This window comes from Bacillota bacterium (genome assembly GCA_013178045.1).
Lineage (GTDB): Bacteria > Bacillota > Ch66 > Ch66 > Ch66 > Ch66.
In genome coordinates, this window is sequence record JABLXP010000012.1 from 1 (window position 1) to 17,095 (window position 17,095).

Here is a 17,095-nt window from a genome sequence, read left to right on the forward strand (position 1 = left end):
CGTCATCCCCCGGAGTGTCCTGGGGTATGTCCACCTGCGCCACCCTGTTTTTGTACGCGCACAGCCCGACCTGGATTTCCCGTTCCGGGTCAGAGTTTGATTCCCACACGACCAGAAACAGTTCCGGATCATGCTTGAGGCTGAAGTACCGCCGAAGGGTTATTGCTCCGTCAGACAGCAGGTACTGCTTCTTCTCCGACACGGTTGGTTCTCCTTTCTTTCCTGTTTCTCATGCGGCACCTGTCCAAACAATCCGGACAGATTTTACGGGCATAATCGACCCCCAGCGCCCTGCCGCATTTGACGCATTTCTTCGCTGCGACCAGTTTTTCCTTCCGCTTGATGTACTGAAAGCGGCTGTCCAGATCGGGTATCCAGTATTCACCTGTTTTCTGGCTTATATTGGCCCAGAGCAGCGCCCTGCTCAGCGCTTCGTTCAGGCTGATACCGTAAATTCTGTTCGCGCTTACCGCGGCGTTCAGCACGAACACCAGGGCTTCCTGCGGGCGGTTAAATGGTTTTTCTGCATTCATTCGCCACCACCTCCATTATACCGCCGCCAGGAATTTCTGGCGGCTGAATTAACCAACAGACAACCGAATAGGCACAGCAGAATTATCTGTTGTTCTTGACCTATGGTTCCATATTTGATACCATATAACCAGGACGGTGGTCAACCCATGACAAAGTTTGATAAACTATACGCCAAAATTGTCCGCAACCCCAAAAAAGTTAACTTTGACGAACTGGACAAACTTCTCAGACGCTACGGCTTTGAATGCAGGCAACCCAGCAAAGGCTCCAGCCATTACAACTACTACCATCCAGATCTGCCTGAACTTATTACCATTCCTTACGACCGGCCAATTAAAGCCGTATATGTCAAAGAAGCGATAAAAGCCTTGAAGAAACTCCAGGAAGGAAGTGAATCAGAATGAAAGATTTGAATTACTACTTAAACCTGAACTATGAAATAAAACTCAGACAGCTTACCGAAGAAGAAGGCGGCGGTTGGTTTGCTGAAATTCCGCTTCTCCCCGGATGTATGTCCGATGGTGAAACAGCCGAGGAAGCAATTAAGAACCTAATCGACGCGAAAAATTGTTGGATCGAGACCGCCCTTGAACTGGGACGGCCTATACCAGAACCGTTTGCAGACGATGATTATTCCGGTCAATTGCGAGTCAGAATGCCCAAATCCCTCCACCGCGTTCTGGCCGAAAAAGCTCGAGAAGAAAAGGTAAGTTTGAATCAGTTTATTGTCTATCAGTTAGCCAAGGGAGTGGGACACTCTACAAAACCATAGTTTTAGGTATTGGGAGCGGTCAATCTGGTCGGTCAGGTATCCAGTACGTACCTGTTTTCTGACCACCTGTACTTCATATGTTTACCGTAAAGTGGCCCTGGCGCAGCCGTGGATAATCCCTGCTGGATATGCCGCAGGTTCTCCTACACTGGTGAGAAAAAAGGTCTGGTTGGGAGGCACATATCCCTATCTTCCTGCAAAAGAAACAGGATTTGCGTCCGACAATGGAGTTGATGCAAGACCCGTACACCCATATCTGTGCTGTTGACCTCGGGCTTAAGCACCATGCTGTGATGACCGTCCAGGATGCCGAAGGCAGGGTCCAGGCCACAGAGTTTATCTCGGGGGCCAAGGACAACCACTTTAGGAAGCGGTACCTGGAGAAGATTGTCCGGCTGCAAAAGAAAACCCGGATCATCCCTGAAGGGGAACGGTTTGCTGTGAACATTTGGGACAAGACTAAAAACCTGGATAAGAAAAACAGAGAAAATTAACCCACCTTAAACTGTTAGGTTTCCAGCCAAACAGTTTAAGGTGGGTTTTTATGCCGACTCCATACGAACTACTTTGAGCTTCTGGATTCTGAAAAATACTCGATCAACCCCGTCATGATCCCTTCCGCGACTTTTTCCCGAAAATCATCTTTTTTCAACAAGGCTTCATCAGACTTATTGGACAAAAATGCTGCTTCAATTAAGATTGCCGGCACCTGGCTTTCCCTGAGGACTACAAATCCTTTCCCCGGGTCAGTTTTGCTTCCTTGATCATTTAATTGAAGTGTCTGCACCAGGGCCTGTTGAACGCATTCAGCCAGTTGAGCACTTGCTTTGCTTAGTGATGCCGGTAATGAATCGGTGGTATTGACATGGTAGTAAGTAGTTGTGCCGTTAGCTTGCGGGTTGGTGCTGGCATTCGCGTGAATACTCACGAAAACGTCAGCTCCCAGCTTATTAGCCACAGCCGGCCGTTCTTCTAACGGGATATAGACATCCTCGGTTCTGGTCATAACCACTTTTGCTCCCAATCTGTTCAATAGCTGGGAAAGCCGTAAGGCGACATCAAGATTAAAATCTTTTTCTTTCAGCCCAGTAACACCAATTGCGCCGGGGTCAGTGCCTCCGTGGCCGGGGTCAATGACAATTAATTTCCCTTTAATGGCAGATGTTGAGGTTCCATTATCACTGCCCGAACTGCCCCGCGACGGTTGAACTGGTTTTTGGATAGAAACCAGGGAGGCGGCGATATAGCCTTTTTTCCCTGAATAAATTATCTGGTACCAGTCGCCTTCCTGACCACAAATGGTTAAGGTGGTACCCTGTTTCACGGTGGTTATGATGTCAGCTGTGAGATCTGGCCCGCTACGGATGTTCACCACTGAGCCTGTAACCACGGCCAGGAGTTGTGGATTGGAAACATCGGATGACTCGTCCGGCAAAGTAGAAAGATAAACGGTACTGGTGCTGGCTTCCCAGTCGACTTGAACACCAAACACCTCAGCAATCCAGCGTAATGGCAGCATTGTTCGATCATTGGTAATCTCAGGCGATACATCCATGGTAACAACAGAAAAACTCCCTGACTGGGTGGCTTGACTTTTCTTCAGGAGCATCTCTTTTTTCCCTATGAAGAGAGTTGCTTCTAACTCAGACGTAACCAGTTTAACAGCCCGCTCCTTATTGTCCCAGATAATCCCAGATTCAGGGATGCCCAGGGCTGTGGCCACATACCTGACTGGTAGGAAAGTGCGTCCATTTTTAATATAGGGAGCCACATCCATGTTGAAACGCTGCCCATTTACTGTATACTGCCGGGAACCGATAGTGAAGTTCACTTGATTGGCGGCTAATGCTGTGATCGGCTTCGTTACGATCAGAAAACAGGTCAAAAGGATGAATAACATTAATTGAACAGTTAGTTTTGGCATATAACGGCTTCGTGTCTTGGCCATAATATTCTCCTTCGGCTAAATGTAATGTTTTGACATTCTGATCATAACAAAAATGTTTGGCAAAAATTTGGTAAAGTAAACTTGAGAATCATACTTTTCCTTCCTCTCCGCGCAGCACTTCTTCCACATGCCGTCGTGTCACCGGCTGATTTTCCCTGTACGCAAGCCTGGCGGCTTCGGTAACGGCAGCGGCAATTTCAGCCGGCGACCTGCCTTCGGTTATCTTTGCAAGGCAGTCAACATCTTCCTGGGCCATTTGGACCGGGCGTCGGGATAAATACATCCTGAACAGTTTCTGTCTGGCCGGATAATCAGGCAGGTCGACGTAGATGTGCCGGTCAAACCTTCCCGGGCGCAGCAGGGCCTGGTCCAGAATATCCCGGCGGTTGGTCGCGGCGATGAAGACGACTCTGTTCAACGGTTGGAAGCCGTCCAGTTCAGTCAGCAGAACGTTTAGCGCCAGCTGGGAAGGTGTGTTGCTGTCTCCCCCGGTCCTCATCTTACCCACCGCGTCGATCTCGTCCCAGAAGACTATGCAGGGAGCGATTTGTTTCGCCAGGTTGAATACCGTCCGGACGTTATGCTCTGTCTGCCCGACCAAACTGCCGCAGACCGCTGAAGCGTTGACCACGATGAACGGCAAACCGAAGTACGCGGCGGTCGCCCTGGCAAACGACGTCTTCCCGGTCCCCGGCGGGCCGTAGAGAAGAATCCCTTTCGGCGGGGTCAGTCCGTAGGCTTTCATCTTCTGGCCTTCTTCGGTGTTTAAAATCAAATGCACCGCTTCCACCATCAGCGTTTTGGCTTCGTCTAAACCAACCACCTGGTTTAAAGCGTTCGGATCGCGGGGCGGGCGGTACACTTCGCAAAAAGTCGGTTTCTGCAAAGCCGGTTTTTGCTGGTTTTGGTTCTGATGGGCCATTAATATGCGCTGCCCGATCTCCTGGCGCTTCTTCTGCCACCAGAAGATGTCGGCGCAGATACCGGCCCCTGTTAAAAAGCCGATCAGCATCATGCCCGTGTCCGGGTCGCGCACGATATGCAAACCATCAGTAAAGAGATAGGCGATGGTGATGGACAACGGTATCAGCCAGTGGCGGCAAATGGACGCGATGATATAATCAACCGCAAATGCCTGCGGGCCGAGTTCCGCGCGGCCGGTGATGTAACCCCAGTATTTAAATGTGTACCCGCCGATTATGCTTATCCACAGCAGCGTCCAGCCCAGAGTGCTTGCTTTAGTTATACCGAGCAAAAACACGCCCAACCCGACCGGCCAGCCAGTGGTGAACATCCATATCAGCATACTCATGACAGGGTTGCCGGTTTTTTGCTGCTCATACATCATGAATCAACTCCTTCAGTTTTTCTGCAGGCAGGACAATCAGCCAGGGTTTGCGGTCTGCCCTTAATGCCAGAAAGTCCCGGCCTTCCAGCCACTTGTATAACTCTTTGAAACTATCTTTGCGTCGTTTCACTTCCCTCAGCCCCAGGCCGGGCACGGTTAAGTCGCCTTTTAGTTCGCCAGCGGAACCGCTTAACGGTATTCGCTGACCGCCGAGTATTTTCGCGATTTCCCGCTCGGCGCAGGTGCCTTTTGTTTTTGGGCTTCTGCCGTCTTTTTTCTGCACCGCAAACACCTTCCTCTCTCAACAATCGTTACAGATCAGCGCATCCTGGCTGACCACCGCGACCCGGGCCTCCGCCGCCGGCTGCCCGCCGTGCTTTACGCGGTACATCTCCCGGTCGGCTGCCGCTGCCGCTTCCAGCGGGCCCGGCCCTTCTCCCAAACCAATGCTCACCGAAACATTGTACTGCCTGGCGACCATATTGTTTTCCCAGGTGCTTTTGACCCTCCCGGCCGTGCGCTCGGCTTCTTCCAATGTCGAAAACAGCACGACAAACTCGTCCCCGCCCCAGCGGACCACCGGGTCGTCTGCCCTGACGCACTTTTTCAACGTACGGGCAAATTCAGCCAGCACCCGGTCGCCGACGGCGTGGCCGTAGGTGTCGTTCACTTTTTTGAAGCCGTCCAGGTCGCAGAACATGGCCGCCTGGCAGTCCGGGTACTGCGCGGCCGCTTCGCGTTTGAGCAAACCAGTCAGCGCGTCCTGTTCTCCTAACAGCATCCATTTAACTTCTACGGGATCTTCCCTGCTTCTGCGGAACAGGTTTTTCAGATGAAAGGTTGATTTCTTTGTTTTTGCCCGGTTTTTCTTTTCGGGTTTTGCCGGCCTGTTGAAAATTTTGCCTTTCAGCCTGCCCAGCATGCTCTGCCTTTCATCCTGCGGACGCGCGTCCGCTTTCTGAAATGTGACCTGCGGCTCAACGTCCAGGTCGCCGAACCGCCTCGGGTTGTCGATGACTTCTTTCAGTTCATACAGGTCAACGCTGCTGCCGCCTAGGATGTCGTACACACCGAACGCCACGCACTTCGCGGCCAACTCTTCGTCGCCGCCTGTCAGCAGGATGACCCGGACGTTTTTCTTCCGCACCGTATATATCACCTGTACTAAGTCCCGGTCTTCTCCCTGGAGCCGTGGGGAAATTATCGCGATGTCGCCGTCTTTGCCGATTTCGGGTTCCATAAATGCCTGGCGGTAGTAGATTATTTTTGCCCCGTACATGCGTTCCAATTCTTCGTCCAGTTCTTTGATGCCTGTCGCTGCGTAGATCAAAAAATCACCCCTGAAAAAACAAAAGCGCCAGGTAAATCCCGGCGCCGGAGTTTTGAACATTTTTTTGCAGTTGGGAAGTTATTTCTTCTCCTGGTTGTATTATATGCAAAACAGAAAATTTTGCAAGCAGTTTTTATGCGTGACCGTGTAAAATTTCAGTAGGTACTGGGAAGGAATCAGCCTCCTGAAAAAAGAAATGAGACCTCGCACACAAGAAAACACCCCCAACAAAATGTAAGGAGCGTGAGGTCTCATCATGTTAAATATTCGCCACATAGTAGGGGCAGTCCTTCTTTTTGTTAGCGGTTTGGTTAAAATAATTAGTGAGTGCAAAAAATTTTATGAGCTTGAAAAAGGCACCCACGAACTGTGCCAGCAAGTCTGCAAACAGATATTCACCTGGGCGCTGGAACAAATCGATAATCAGCTGAAAGATGAACGTGACCGGAACACCTGGGAGGTAGTTGGATTTCGAACTAAAACAGCCATCAGCACCTTTGGTGAGTTTAATTTCAGAAGGCGCCTGTACAGGAAAAAAGCCAGGCAACTCTTATCCTGCCTGGCCGTGATTTTCGCACTGAAAAATTCGCACCGGCACTGAAAAATTCGCACCGACTTCGCACTGGGCTTACAAGGAACTCCAGTTACTTCAAGGGATTTAGGGAGCCTGTTCTGCTTCTACCTGATTTTCTCAAAGTCTCCAAACCCCTTGATTCTCAAGGCTTCACGGTTATTTCAATGGTGGAGGCGAGGGGAGTCGAACCCCTGTCCGAAAGAATGGCCACAAGAGCTTCTCCGAGTGCAGTCAGGTGTTTTGGCTTTCGCCCCAGACGGCGCCCACCGACAGGCTTCGCTGGCGCTATCTCGATGCGTTTCCCGTCAGAACCTCCGAGAATTGGCCCTGCGGTATCCTGCTAGTCGACGCCCTATCCCAAGCCGCAGGAGGAACTCAGGTAGAACGTGGCTGCATTAAGCAGCCAGAGCTAAATCTTGTTTGGCAGTTATAACTTTTTCCACCGTATTACGGGCAGATGGAACCCCGACTCGCTACTCTTGCCACCACTTCCCCCGTCGAAACCAGTACGCCCCCATGATTAAATTCATTTTAATTAGGCCCTTTCGCGATCTCGTATTGCGCGCTGGATCTCCCGGCGGGCATCACGTTCAGCAATATCCTCACGTTTATCGTGCAGTTTTTTCCCGCGGGCCAGGGCTAATTCCAGCTTCGCCCGTCCCCGCTTGAAATATAGTTTCAGGGGGACCAAAGTTAACCCCTGCTGCTGAGTCTTTCCGAAAAGCCGGTTGATCTCCGACTTGTTTAGCAGGAGCTTGCGCGTTCGCAGCGGGTCATGGTTAAACCGATTTCCCTGTTCATAGGGACTGATATGCAGATTATACAGAAACGCTTCCCCATCTTCCACTTTCGCGTAACTGTCTTTGAGATTCGCTTTTCCAGCCCGGAGAGATTTGACCTCCGTCCCGGTCAAGACCAGGCCAGCTTCATAAGTTTCCTCGATAAAATAGTCGTGTCTAGCCCGGCGGTTCTCGGCCACGACCTTCACCCCGTCTTTTTTGGGAACTGCCTGCATAGAACTCACCTCGAAAAATAAACCCTCTTGTCTGCGGCCCTTGAACACTTATGCCCAAACAACCAGGGTTTATTCACATAAGACGTTGTCGGGAAAGCTTTTCCGTGTACTCAGAGTTTGCTATTTTATTATAGCATAATTATCAGTCACGTCAAGCCAGTCAGCTGCGGCGGCGTGTTCCCTTACGACCACGGCGCATCTTTCCTGCTGTAGAGCTCTCGGGGCTTGATTGCTCATGGAGGGGCACACTCTCCTTCTTACCTCTTCCGCGCCCCTTATTTACTCCCATGGCCTGACTCGTTTTTTTCTGTCCCGTTTTTTTCGTCTTCTTTCGTTCTGGGCCCAGTTCAACCACCGTCTCACGCGGCCAAACCCTCTCGGTACCCTCTTCAGTCACCAACTCAAAATCAATCTGTCTTTGTTCAACATCAACGCGGACCAGTTTCACCTTGACCAGGTCCCCGATCTTATATGTCTTTTTGGTGTGTTCGCCGAGCAAAGCCGGCGGTTTCTCAATAAACTGGTAATAATCATCGGCCATGGTGGAAACGTGGACCAGCCCCTCGACCAGATTTTCCAATTCCACAAACATGCCGAAGGGCACGACACTGGAGACGATCCCTTCCATAACCTCTCCCACAAAGCCCTGCATGTACTCGACCTTCTTAAGTTCGATCGTTTCCCGCTCCACCTCTTCCGCCACTAATTCTCGAGCCGAAGTCTGTTCCGCATAAGCCGGCATCAATTTGGCCAGGGCCGCCTTCTTCCTGGCGCTTATCTTTCCAGTCGGCAATACTTCCTTTAAGACTCGGTGGACGATCAGGTCAGGATAGCGCCGGATCGGAGAGGTGAAGTGGGTGTAATCACCAACCGCCAGGCCGAAGTGACCTAACGGTTCAGCAGCATAACGGGCGTGCTTCATCGAGCGCAGGGTCAGGGTCTGCACTACCCGCTGTTCCGGGCGTCCCTCCACTTTCTGGATGATCTCCTGGATCGTCCGGGGATGCACTTCATTGTTAATGATCTTGATATGATATCCAAAGGCGTGCAGGGTCTCGTTTAATTCAACGATCTTATCCAACGCCGGTGGCTCGTGGACGCGGTAAAGCGCCGGTACCCCGAGCCGATGGAGGTGCTGGGCTACCACTTCATTGGCCATCAACATGAATTCTTCAATGATCTGGTCCGCAATTGACCGCGGATACCGAACTATCTCCAGGGTTTTTCCATATTCATCCAGGATCGCTTTGCTCTCGGGAAAATCAAAATCAATCGAGCCTCGGGCTACTCGCCTCCGTTGCAGGAGACGGCATAATTCCTCCATATGCCGGAAGTCATCTACCAGATAATCGTAACGCTGGAGAAGTTCCGGGTCCTGATCAACCAGGATCCGCTTAACATTGGTGTAGGTCATCCGCTCATTGATGTGGATGACGGAAGGGACGATCTCATATTTAACTACTTGTGGGGTGTGGTCGATCTCCATGAACACTGACATGGCCAGTCGGTCGACCTGTGGGTTGAGGCTGCAGATTCCATTGGATAATTTAGGCGGCAGCATCGGCACCACCCGGTCGACCAGATAGACGCTCGTTCCTCGCCGTAGGGCCTCCTTATCCAGGGCGCTTCCTGGCTTGACATAGTAGCTGACGTCAGCGATGTGCACGCCCAGATGATAATTGCCGTTAGGCAACATCTCCAGCGAGACAGCATCATCCAGGTCCTTGGCGTCTTCTCCATCAATGGTCACCATCTTCAACCCCCGCAGGTCGCGCCGCCCGATCATTTCTTCGGCTCGAACGTGGTCAGGAATCCTGGCCGCTTCCCGCTCAACTTCCGGCGGGAAAGCCTCCGGCAAATCATACTTGCGGATAATCGACAGGATGTCGACCCCCGGCGCGCCCTTCGGTCCGAGGACCTCGCATATTTTCCCTTCCGGCAGGCGGCGCTTCCCCGGCCACTGGGTGATTTCTACTACTACCTTGTCACCGCTTTTCGCCTGCTGTTTATTACCTGGCTGAATAAAAATGTCATGAGCGATCCGGGGATCATCGGGCACCACAAAGCCGACGTATTTACCTGCGTCAAACGTGCCAACAATTTTGGTGTTGGCCCGTTCCAGGATACGAATTACTTCTCCTTCCGGCCGCCGGACCTCGCGAAGGCCAGTATATAAACGCACCACCACCCGGTCGTTATGCATCGCCCCGTTCAAATCTTCTCCTTTAATGTAGACATCGCTTAGACCCGGTTGGTCTGGCAGCAGGAAAGCAAATCCCTTCGCGTGGCCCTGCAGCCGACCGACCACCAGGTTCATTCGTTCTGGGAGGCCGTACTTGCCGGTTCTGGTTAGCACCACGTCCCCCGCCACTTCCATCTCAGCCAAGAGCTTTAGAAACTTCTTAGTGTCTCTTATAGGCAGCACTTCGAGCAATTCTTCTATTGTCATCGGTTTGTACGTACTTTTCCGCATATAGGCCAGGATCTCTTCTCTGGTCACATCTCCGTACCTCTCTCCCGGCTAATTCCCTCAGCTAGAGGGAATTAGTTTTTATTTTTATATCAATAATCTTCCCTTAATACCTACTGTGTAAGCATCACACAGCAGGTTAAAATTGGCTATTTAAAAGGTGCTGGACAAGGCTCCAGCACCTTTCATCGCGATCACGTTTCTTTCGGTTAACCAGACACCCAGAACACTAAACAAACACATCCCTGAACGACCGTCCACCGTTCGCTTCAGCAAGAATTAATCAACTAGAGCAACGAAACAGCCAGTGTTAGAACCAAGAAAACCACCGCCAGCACAGTGGATATCTTGTTGAGCAGGTCATCGATCCCTTTCTTCTTGCCAAAAATCGTTTCGGCCCCACCAGCAATCGTGCCGGAAAGCCCAGCACTCTTACCAGATTGAAGCAGCACCGTAGCGATCAATCCCAATGAGGACACAACCTGCAAAACCAAGAACAAGGTTTTCATCAAATAAATCCTCCCACCGAATGTGTCATTATTTTTGACTTTATTTAAATATTAATATTTTAGCACAAATCAAATATAGACACAACTGACAAAAAATGTTGTGTCAGGCCGGTGTATCTCACAGGCCCAGTTCGGTGGCGATACCCTGCATCGCCTCTAGAGCTAAACCCAAAAACTCCTCTAGAGAAAGGCCGAGCTCGCTGCATGATTTGATCTGTTCGCGGTTAGCCCCTCGAGCGAAAGACTTCTCTGCCATCCGGTTGAGCAAGAACGGCACATCAATCGCCGCCAGTTTCTTCTCCGGACGGATTAACGCCCCGGCCACAATCAGACCCGTTACAGGGTCAGTCGCGTATAGAGCCTTGTCAATTAAACTTTTCCGCACCAGCCCATGCCGATCGTTATGGGTTTTGACAGCATAAGTCAGGACCTCGGGAAAGCCGTGCTCAGCTAGAATCGCTGCGCCTTGCAAACTATGTCGCTCGGGGTCGTCCTTAGTCCGGTCATAATCAATATCGTGGAGGAGCCCCGCCAGTCCCCACAGTTCCTCATCTTCCCCAAAATGACGGGCCAAACGACGCATTACCGCCTCACATGCATACATGTGCTTTAATAAATTCTGGTTGTGCACATGCTCCATTAAGAGCTGTAGTGCTTCTTCCCGCATCATCATCAGCTAATAACCTCCCGTTATTGTAATATCAAAGAGCCAGCGTAAATCGCTGGCTACTTTAAGCTTAAACTAATATACATTTTACCACAATTCGTCATAATTTAACATTTCAAAATAAAGGAGCGGCGACCAAGGAAACAATACTCATCAGTTTGATCAAGATATTAAGAGAAGGGCCCGAGGTATCCTTAAATGGGTCACCAACGGTATCCCCAACCACCGCCGCCGCATGGGCTGGGGTGCCCTTGCCCCCATAGTTACCGTTTTCGATAAACTTCTTGGCGTTATCCCAGGCACCGCCAGAATTAGCCATCTGGATCGCTACCAAAACGCCTGTCACCAGAGTCCCCACGATCAACCCGCCCAGAGCTTCCTTACCAATCATAAAGCCAACCACCAGCGGGACCACAACAGCCATGACCCCGGGGACAAGCATTTCCCGCAGAGCGGCCGCCGTACTGATATCAACACAGCGGGCATAATCAGGCCTGGCTTCACCTTCCACCAGGCCGGGGATGGTCTTAAACTGCCGCCGTACTTCTCCGATCATCTTGAAGGCCGCTCTACCGACGGCACTCATGGTCATGGCAGAAAAAAATAGGGAAGCATACCGCCAATCAGCAATCCGATGATGACCCGATAATCCATCACGTTAATGGCACTCAGCCCGGCTACCGCAGTGTAGGCCGAGAACAAAGCCAAAGCGGTCAGAGCAGCCGAACCGATAGCAAACCCCTTACCAATGGCTGCTGTAGTGTTCCCCACCGAATCCAGCCGATCGGTAATTTCCCGCACATGCGGATCAAGCTCAGCCATTTCCGCGATCCCACCGGCGTTATCCGCAATTGGTCCGTAGGCATCAACCGCCACCACCATACCCGTGGTTGACAGCATTCCGACCGCCGCCAGGGCAATACCGTACAAACCCGCGAACTGATAGGCCACAAAAATTGCTGCTGCGATAACTAAGATCGGCAGAGCAGTACTCATCATCCCTACAGCGATACCGGTAATGATCGTCGTTGCCGGGCCGGTTTGTGAGGCCATGGCGATTTCTTTCACCGGCCCGTAGTCGCCAGAAGTATAGTACTCGGTCAATAGCCCAACCGCAGTCCCGGCCAGCAGGCCAGCGGTTGTAGCCCAGAAAACACCCAGGTCGCCAAGTAGCTGGGTGGACGCAAAATAAGTAAAAATGATTACCAGAATCGAACTGCCAAAAGTCCCATTGCGCAGGGCTTTTTGTGGGCTGGCTTTTTCGTCACCACGCACCAGGAAAGTAGCCAAGATCGAGGCTACAATTCCAGCCGAAGCTAAAACCAGGGGCAGAATAACCGCCTTTAATCCATAAACAGTAGTCACCCCAATTGCCATCGCGGCAATGATTGAGCCGACATACGATTCAAACAGGTCAGCACCCATGCCAGCCACATCACCCACGTTATCACCAACGTTGTCCGCAATAACCGCGGGATTACGCGGGTCGTCCTCCGGAATGCCGGCTTCAACCTTACCGACCAGATCCGCCCCCACGTCAGCCGCCTTGGTATAAATTCCGCCTCCGGTTCGCGCGAAGAGAGCAATTGAACTACCGCCCATCGCAAAGGCATTCACAATCATGGTATCCTGAAAGATTAACCAGAGTACGCCAATACCCAAGAGACCGAGGCCAACAACGGACATCCCCATCACCGTGCCACCGGAAAAAGCAATACTCAGAGCACGATTCTGTGAATGCTGGGCCGCGTTAGCGGTTCGTACATTGGCCCGGGTAGCGACGCTCATCCCAATAAACCCCGCCAACATTGAGCAGATAGCCCCCGCCAGAAAACAGATCGCGGTTTGGATATTGAGAAACAACGCCAGAGCTACAAAAACGATAAAGACAAAAATACTTAAGGTACGATATTGCCGTTTGAGGAAGGCCATTGCTCCCTCATAAATAGCGTCGGCGATCTCCCGCATCCGCGCATTGCCCGGGTCCTGTATAACAATACGTCGCGTCAAATAGGCAGCGAATATTAAGGCCAGCAACCCCACTACCGGCGCCCATATGCTGAGATCCATCTGTCTTATCCACTCCCTTACATTTCTGTCAATCGACCCGCCATGAATTCATGGCGGGTCTGAAGTTAAAACTTTAATCCTACCTGTGTCCATGGATAACCTTCCGCCCTCTAAACCGGGCGATCATATCGAGTTCTTCCTCGATTCGCAGCAACTGATTGTACTTGGCCACCCGGTCTGTTCGCGACGGTGCGCCGGTTTTAATCTGCCCGGCATTGGTAGCCACCGCGATGTCTGCAATGGTAGAGTCTTCCGTTTCCCCGGAGCGGTGGGAAATAATGGTGGTATAGCCGGCGCGTTTGGCCATCTCAATGCAGTCCAGGGTTTCGGTCAGGGTGCCAATCTGGTTGACTTTAATCAGGATACTGTTGGCAACACCCAGTTCGATTCCCTTACCCAGCCGTTCCATATTGGTCACGAAAATATCATCACCGACCAGTTGAATCTTCTTGCCGAGGCGTTCAGTAAGCTTCTTCCACCCCTCCCAGTCGTCTTCCGCCAGCCCATCCTCAATGGTGACGATCGGGAACTGGTCAACCAAACGGGCGTAGAATTCAATCATTTCGTCCGCAGTACGGGTGATCCCTGCCCCAGCCAGAACATATTTACCTTCTTTGTACAATTCGTTCGCCGCAACGTCTATCGCCAGATAAATATCTTCCCCTGGCTTGTAACCCGCTTTAGTAATCGCTTCAACGATAACTTCCAGGGCCTCTTCGTTCGATTTAAGATTAGGAGCAAACCCACCTTCATCCCCCACTGAGGTGCTCAAACCTTTCTTTTTCAAAACACTCTTCAGGTGGTGGTAGACCTCCACCCCCATCCGCAGGGATTCGGCAAACGTCGTCGCGCCGGCTGGGACCACCATAAACTCTTGCAGGTCAACGTTGTTGTCAGCGTGTTTCCCCCCATTGAGGATGTTCATCATCGGCACAGGCAATTCCTTGGCGTTAACCCCCCCAATGTACTGGTACAAGGGCAAGCCCACGAAGTTCGCGCCGGCTTTGGCCACCGCCAGCGAAACCCCCAGGATAGCGTTGGCTCCCAGCTTGCCTTTGTTGGGGGTCCCATCCAGTTCAATCAAGAGTTGGTCAATTCCCACCTGGTCCAGCGCATCCAATCCCACCAACTCCGGCGCAATAACGGTGTTCACGTTATCCACGGCCTTGGTTACTCCCTTGCCCAGATATCGCCCGGCATCATCGTCACGCAGTTCGACAGCTTCATAAGCGCCGGTCGAAGCACCAGATGGGATCGCGGCCCGACCCAGTGTCCCGTCCTCCAGGTAAACATCCACCTCAATTGTTGGATTGCCGCGCGAATCCAGAATCTCCCGCGCATAAACATCTGCGATTGTACTCATCTGCGTCACTCCATTTCCATGTAATTTTATAATTAACTGGTTTACTACAAAAAATTTTCACTATTTTGCCGCCGGCTGTTCGGTCAAACCCGCGATGATCAGCGACTCACCCGTCATCTCGGCTGGTTTGGGGATCCCCAGCAGCTGGAGGATTGTTGGTGCAATGTCCTCCAGAGCGCCGCTCCTAAGTTTAACTTGACGACGTTCAGGATCAACCAGAATAAATGGCACCCGCCCCAGGGTATGGGCCGTATGAGGCTGCCCTGTTTTTGGGTCAATCATTTCCTCAACATTACCGTGGTCAGCCGTAATCATTACCTTGCCTCCCCTGGCCAGCACCGCTTCGACAACCTGGCCAAGACACTGGTCGACCACCGTAATCGCCTGTACCGCGGCGTCTAATATCCCGGTGTGTCCCACCATGTCGGGATTGGCGTAATTTAAAATGATAACATCATAGCGGTCAGCCTCGATTTCTCGAATGACCCGTTCAGTAACCTCAAGGGCACTCATCTCAGGCTTAAGATTATATGTGGCTACTTTTGGTGAGGGAATGAGGATGCGGTCTTCGCCCGGGTTTGGCTCTTCCACCCCGCCGTTGAAAAAGAACGTGACGTGGGCATATTTTTCGGTTTCCGCGATCCGCAGTTGTTTCAGCCCGTGCTTGGCCAAAACCTCGCCCAGGGTGTTTTCCAGGTTCTGCGGAGGAAAAGCCACCGGGGCCTGGATCTGCACATCGTACTGGGTCATACACACATAGTGGGTCCGCGGCCATTTTTGGCGCTTAAACCCGTCAAAATCCCGGTCAACAAACGCCCGCGTGATTTCCCTGGCCCGGTCGGCCCGAAAGTTAAAAAAGATAATCGCATCACCGTCCTGCACCGTCGCCCGTGGCTTACCTTGCTCATCAACAATCACTGTTGGTTCCACAAACTCGTCGGTCACCCGTCGCTCGTACGATTGCTGGACGGCGACCTGGGCAAAAGTCGCCTGATGAACACCCTGCCCCCGGACCATCGCGTCGTAAGCTTTTTCCACCCGTTCCCACCGTTTGTCCCGGTCCATGGCGTAGAAGCGACCCATCACCGTGGCGATCGCTCCCACACCAAGTGTGCGCATTCTTGCCTCTAAAGCATCAATATATTCCTGGGCGTTAGCGGGGGGCACATCCCGTCCATCCAGGAAGGTGTGTACCCAAACCCGGGTTAAACCGCGTTCTTTCGCCATTTTCAGCAGCGCGAAGAGGTGTTCAATATGGCTGTGGACACCACCATCCGAGAGTAATCCCATTAAATGCAAAGCCGTTTTTTTCTGGGCTACCTGATCCATCGCCGCGATCAAGACCGGGTTGGCAAAAAACTCACCGCTTTTAATCGCCCGGTCGATGCGGGTCAACTCCTGGTAGACCACCCGGCCGGCCCCGATGTTTAAATGACCAACTTCCGAGTTGCCCATTTGACCGCCGGGCAAGCCAACCGCTTCGCCCGAGGCCTCTAAGGTGGTATAAGGATACTCTTGTTTCAAGCGGTGGTAATTAGGGATCTGGGCCAGCGTAATGGCATTTCCTTGATGGGAAGAACTTTCTCCCCACCCGTCTAAAATCATTAGCAGCAGCGGTCTTCCCGTTTTATTCACACCAGCAGCCTCCTAGTTACGCTTATAGTTAACAATCGACCCAAAAGAATCTGGTTTAAGGCTGGCTCCCCCCACCAGCACGCCATCAATATCGGCTTGCGCCATTAGCTCGTCAATATTATCCGGTCTGACACTGCCTCCGTACTGAATCCGTACTGCTTCTGCGGCCACGGATCCAGCCACATCCGCAACGACCTGGCGGATGTACGCGATTACATCCTGGGCGTCAGCCGCAGTAGCCGTCCGCCCGGTCCCAATCGCCCACACCGGTTCATAAGCAATCACCAGGCTGGCCACCTGCTCTGGTTTTAGATCAACCAGCGCCCGTCTGACCTGACGGTCACAGATCGTCCTGGTCACCCCCGCTTCTCGCTGCTCCAGCGTTTCGCCGACGCACACGATGGGCACCAGTTGATGTAAAAGAGCAGCTTTGATCTTCTTATTAACCAGGGCATCGGTCTCCCCAAAATACTGGCGCCGTTCAGAGTGACCGATGATCACGTAGCCGCAGCCAGCATCAACCAGCATCGCTGCTGAGATCTCACCGGTGTAGGCCCCTTCCTTTTCCCAGTGAAGGTTCTGCCCCCCCAACTTGATCTGGCTATCAGCAATGGCCCGCTTCACCGAACTCAAGGCAGTAAAAGGAGGACAAACGACGATATCCACATCGTAAACATCCCGCACCCACGGCTTCAACTCTTCAACAAAAGCCACGGCTTCCTCGATTGTTTTGTGCATCTTCCAGTTACCAGCGATAACTGGCCTCCTCATTCTTTTCACCCCATCTACCCATCCAATCAAAGGCATGGGTAGTACCGACCAGTACCACCCATGTACTCAAAAAAGACTGCTGTCGGTTG

16 protein-coding genes, 1 other RNA gene and 2 pseudogenes are annotated in these 17,095 nt (G+C 51.9%); 4 read left to right on the forward strand and 15 right to left on the reverse strand.

The window, feature by feature from the left end:
- Both HPY81_07215 and HPY81_07220 read right to left on the reverse strand, forming a co-directional pair.
- On the reverse strand, positions 1-202 hold a 202-nt coding region (locus tag HPY81_07215; GenBank protein ID NPV27222.1), incomplete at its 3' end, for a hypothetical protein.
- Positions 171-533: a hypothetical protein gene (locus HPY81_07220; protein NPV27223.1), complete on the reverse strand. Its 363-nt coding sequence runs from the start codon at positions 531-533 to the stop codon at positions 171-173. The genes HPY81_07215 and HPY81_07220, both read right to left, overlap by 32 nt.
- A 147-nt stretch (positions 534-680) precedes the next feature.
- On the opposite strand from HPY81_07220, the gene HPY81_07225 reads away from it, so the two are divergent.
- From HPY81_07225 to HPY81_07235, 3 genes are all read left to right on the forward strand, one after another.
- Positions 681-938: a type II toxin-antitoxin system HicA family toxin gene (locus tag HPY81_07225; protein NPV27224.1), complete on the forward strand. Its 258-nt coding sequence runs from the start codon at positions 681-683 to the stop codon at positions 936-938.
- Positions 935-1,306 (forward strand): type II toxin-antitoxin system HicB family antitoxin, encoded by a 372-nt coding sequence (locus HPY81_07230; protein NPV27225.1) that lies wholly within the window; start codon positions 935-937, stop codon positions 1,304-1,306. Before HPY81_07225 ends, HPY81_07230 begins: the two co-directional genes overlap by 4 nt.
- A 224-nt stretch (positions 1,307-1,530) precedes the next feature.
- The gene (locus tag HPY81_07235) at positions 1,531-1,800 is read left to right on the forward strand and encodes a hypothetical protein (GenBank protein ID NPV27226.1); all 270 of its coding nucleotides are present in this window, start codon (positions 1,531-1,533) and stop codon (positions 1,798-1,800) included.
- Positions 1,801-1,868: 68 nt separating this feature from the next.
- Here the strand turns inward: HPY81_07235 and HPY81_07240 are convergent, their stop codons facing one another.
- The 4 genes from HPY81_07240 to HPY81_07255 form a co-directional block, all read right to left on the reverse strand.
- The gene (locus HPY81_07240) at positions 1,869-3,230 is read right to left on the reverse strand and encodes an SH3 domain-containing protein (protein ID NPV27227.1); all 1,362 of its coding nucleotides are present in this window, start codon (positions 3,228-3,230) and stop codon (positions 1,869-1,871) included.
- A 112-nt stretch (positions 3,231-3,342) separates the two neighbouring features.
- Positions 3,343-4,599, reverse strand: a complete 1,257-nt coding sequence (locus HPY81_07245; GenBank protein NPV27228.1) for an AAA family ATPase — start codon at positions 4,597-4,599, stop codon at positions 3,343-3,345.
- The gene (locus HPY81_07250; GenBank protein ID NPV27229.1) at positions 4,592-4,885 is read right to left on the reverse strand and encodes a hypothetical protein; all 294 of its coding nucleotides are present in this window, start codon (positions 4,883-4,885) and stop codon (positions 4,592-4,594) included. Before HPY81_07250 ends, HPY81_07245 begins: the two co-directional genes overlap by 8 nt.
- 18 nt (positions 4,886-4,903) lie before the next feature.
- Positions 4,904-5,992: a GGDEF domain-containing protein gene (locus tag HPY81_07255; GenBank protein ID NPV27230.1), complete on the reverse strand. Its 1,089-nt coding sequence runs from the start codon at positions 5,990-5,992 to the stop codon at positions 4,904-4,906.
- Positions 5,993-6,188: 196 nt separating this feature from the next.
- Between HPY81_07255 and HPY81_07260 the strand changes: the two are divergent.
- Positions 6,189-6,464: pseudogene (locus tag HPY81_07260) on the forward strand (ISLre2 family transposase).
- Between the two features lie 207 nt (positions 6,465-6,671).
- On the opposite strand, the gene ssrA reads toward HPY81_07260, so the two are convergent.
- The 9 genes and pseudogenes from ssrA to HPY81_07305 form a co-directional block, all read right to left on the reverse strand.
- Positions 6,672-7,022, reverse strand: a transfer-messenger RNA (tmRNA) gene (gene ssrA / locus HPY81_07265).
- Positions 7,023-7,041: 19 nt separating this feature from the next.
- Entirely contained in the window at positions 7,042-7,521 is a 480-nt protein-coding gene (gene smpB / locus HPY81_07270; protein NPV27231.1) for an SsrA-binding protein SmpB, read from the reverse strand.
- Between the two features lie 160 nt (positions 7,522-7,681).
- Entirely contained in the window at positions 7,682-10,021 is a 2,340-nt protein-coding gene (rnr, locus tag HPY81_07275; protein ID NPV27232.1) for a ribonuclease R, read from the reverse strand.
- A 257-nt stretch (positions 10,022-10,278) separates the two neighbouring features.
- A complete protein-coding gene (gene secG / locus HPY81_07280; protein NPV27233.1) occupies positions 10,279-10,500 on the reverse strand; it encodes a preprotein translocase subunit SecG in 222 nt (73 codons plus the stop codon).
- A 118-nt stretch (positions 10,501-10,618) separates the two neighbouring features.
- Positions 10,619-11,170 (reverse strand): HDIG domain-containing protein, encoded by a 552-nt coding sequence (locus HPY81_07285; protein ID NPV27234.1) that lies wholly within the window; start codon positions 11,168-11,170, stop codon positions 10,619-10,621.
- A 112-nt stretch (positions 11,171-11,282) separates the two neighbouring features.
- Positions 11,283-13,237 (reverse strand): annotated as a pseudogene (locus HPY81_07290) (sodium-translocating pyrophosphatase).
- Between the two features lie 79 nt (positions 13,238-13,316).
- Complete coding sequence (gene eno / locus HPY81_07295) at positions 13,317-14,600, reverse strand: phosphopyruvate hydratase (protein NPV27235.1); 1,284 nt, start codon at positions 14,598-14,600, stop codon at positions 13,317-13,319.
- 60 nt (positions 14,601-14,660) lie between these two features.
- Positions 14,661-16,205 carry a 2,3-bisphosphoglycerate-independent phosphoglycerate mutase gene (locus HPY81_07300; GenBank protein NPV27236.1) on the reverse strand — a complete coding sequence of 515 codons (1,545 nt, stop codon included), beginning with the start codon at positions 16,203-16,205 and terminating at the stop codon, positions 14,661-14,663.
- A gap of 42 nt (positions 16,206-16,247) precedes the next feature.
- Entirely contained in the window at positions 16,248-17,006 is a 759-nt protein-coding gene (locus HPY81_07305) for a triose-phosphate isomerase (protein NPV27237.1), read from the reverse strand.
- Between the last annotated feature and the right edge of the window lie 89 nt (positions 17,007-17,095).

Bases quoted from the DNA above. Each gene is read 5' to 3' on its own strand.
- HPY81_07220 (NPV27223.1), bottom strand. From the start codon at position 533: ATGAATGCAGAAAAACCATTTAACCGCCCGCAGGAAGCCCTGGTGTTC.
- HPY81_07225 (NPV27224.1), top strand. From the start codon at position 681: ATGACAAAGTTTGATAAACTATACGCCAAAATTGTCCGCAACCCCAAA.
- HPY81_07230 (NPV27225.1), top strand. From the start codon at position 935: ATGAAAGATTTGAATTACTACTTAAACCTGAACTATGAAATAAAACTC.
- HPY81_07235 (NPV27226.1), top strand. From the start codon at position 1,531: ATGGAGTTGATGCAAGACCCGTACACCCATATCTGTGCTGTTGACCTC.
- HPY81_07240 (NPV27227.1), bottom strand. From the start codon at position 3,230: ATGCCAAAACTAACTGTTCAATTAATGTTATTCATCCTTTTGACCTGT.
- HPY81_07245 (NPV27228.1), bottom strand. From the start codon at position 4,599: ATGTATGAGCAGCAAAAAACCGGCAACCCTGTCATGAGTATGCTGATA.
- HPY81_07255 (NPV27230.1), bottom strand. From the start codon at position 5,992: ATGTTCAAAACTCCGGCGCCGGGATTTACCTGGCGCTTTTGTTTTTTC.
- smpB (NPV27231.1), bottom strand. From the start codon at position 7,521: ATGCAGGCAGTTCCCAAAAAAGACGGGGTGAAGGTCGTGGCCGAGAAC.
- secG (NPV27233.1), bottom strand. From the start codon at position 10,500: ATGAAAACCTTGTTCTTGGTTTTGCAGGTTGTGTCCTCATTGGGATTG.
- HPY81_07285 (NPV27234.1), bottom strand. From the start codon at position 11,170: ATGATGCGGGAAGAAGCACTACAGCTCTTAATGGAGCATGTGCACAAC.
- eno (NPV27235.1), bottom strand. From the start codon at position 14,600: ATGAGTACAATCGCAGATGTTTATGCGCGGGAGATTCTGGATTCGCGC.
- HPY81_07300 (NPV27236.1), bottom strand. From the start codon at position 16,205: ATGATTTTAGACGGGTGGGGAGAAAGTTCTTCCCATCAAGGAAATGCC.
- HPY81_07305 (NPV27237.1), bottom strand. From the start codon at position 17,006: ATGAGGAGGCCAGTTATCGCTGGTAACTGGAAGATGCACAAAACAATC.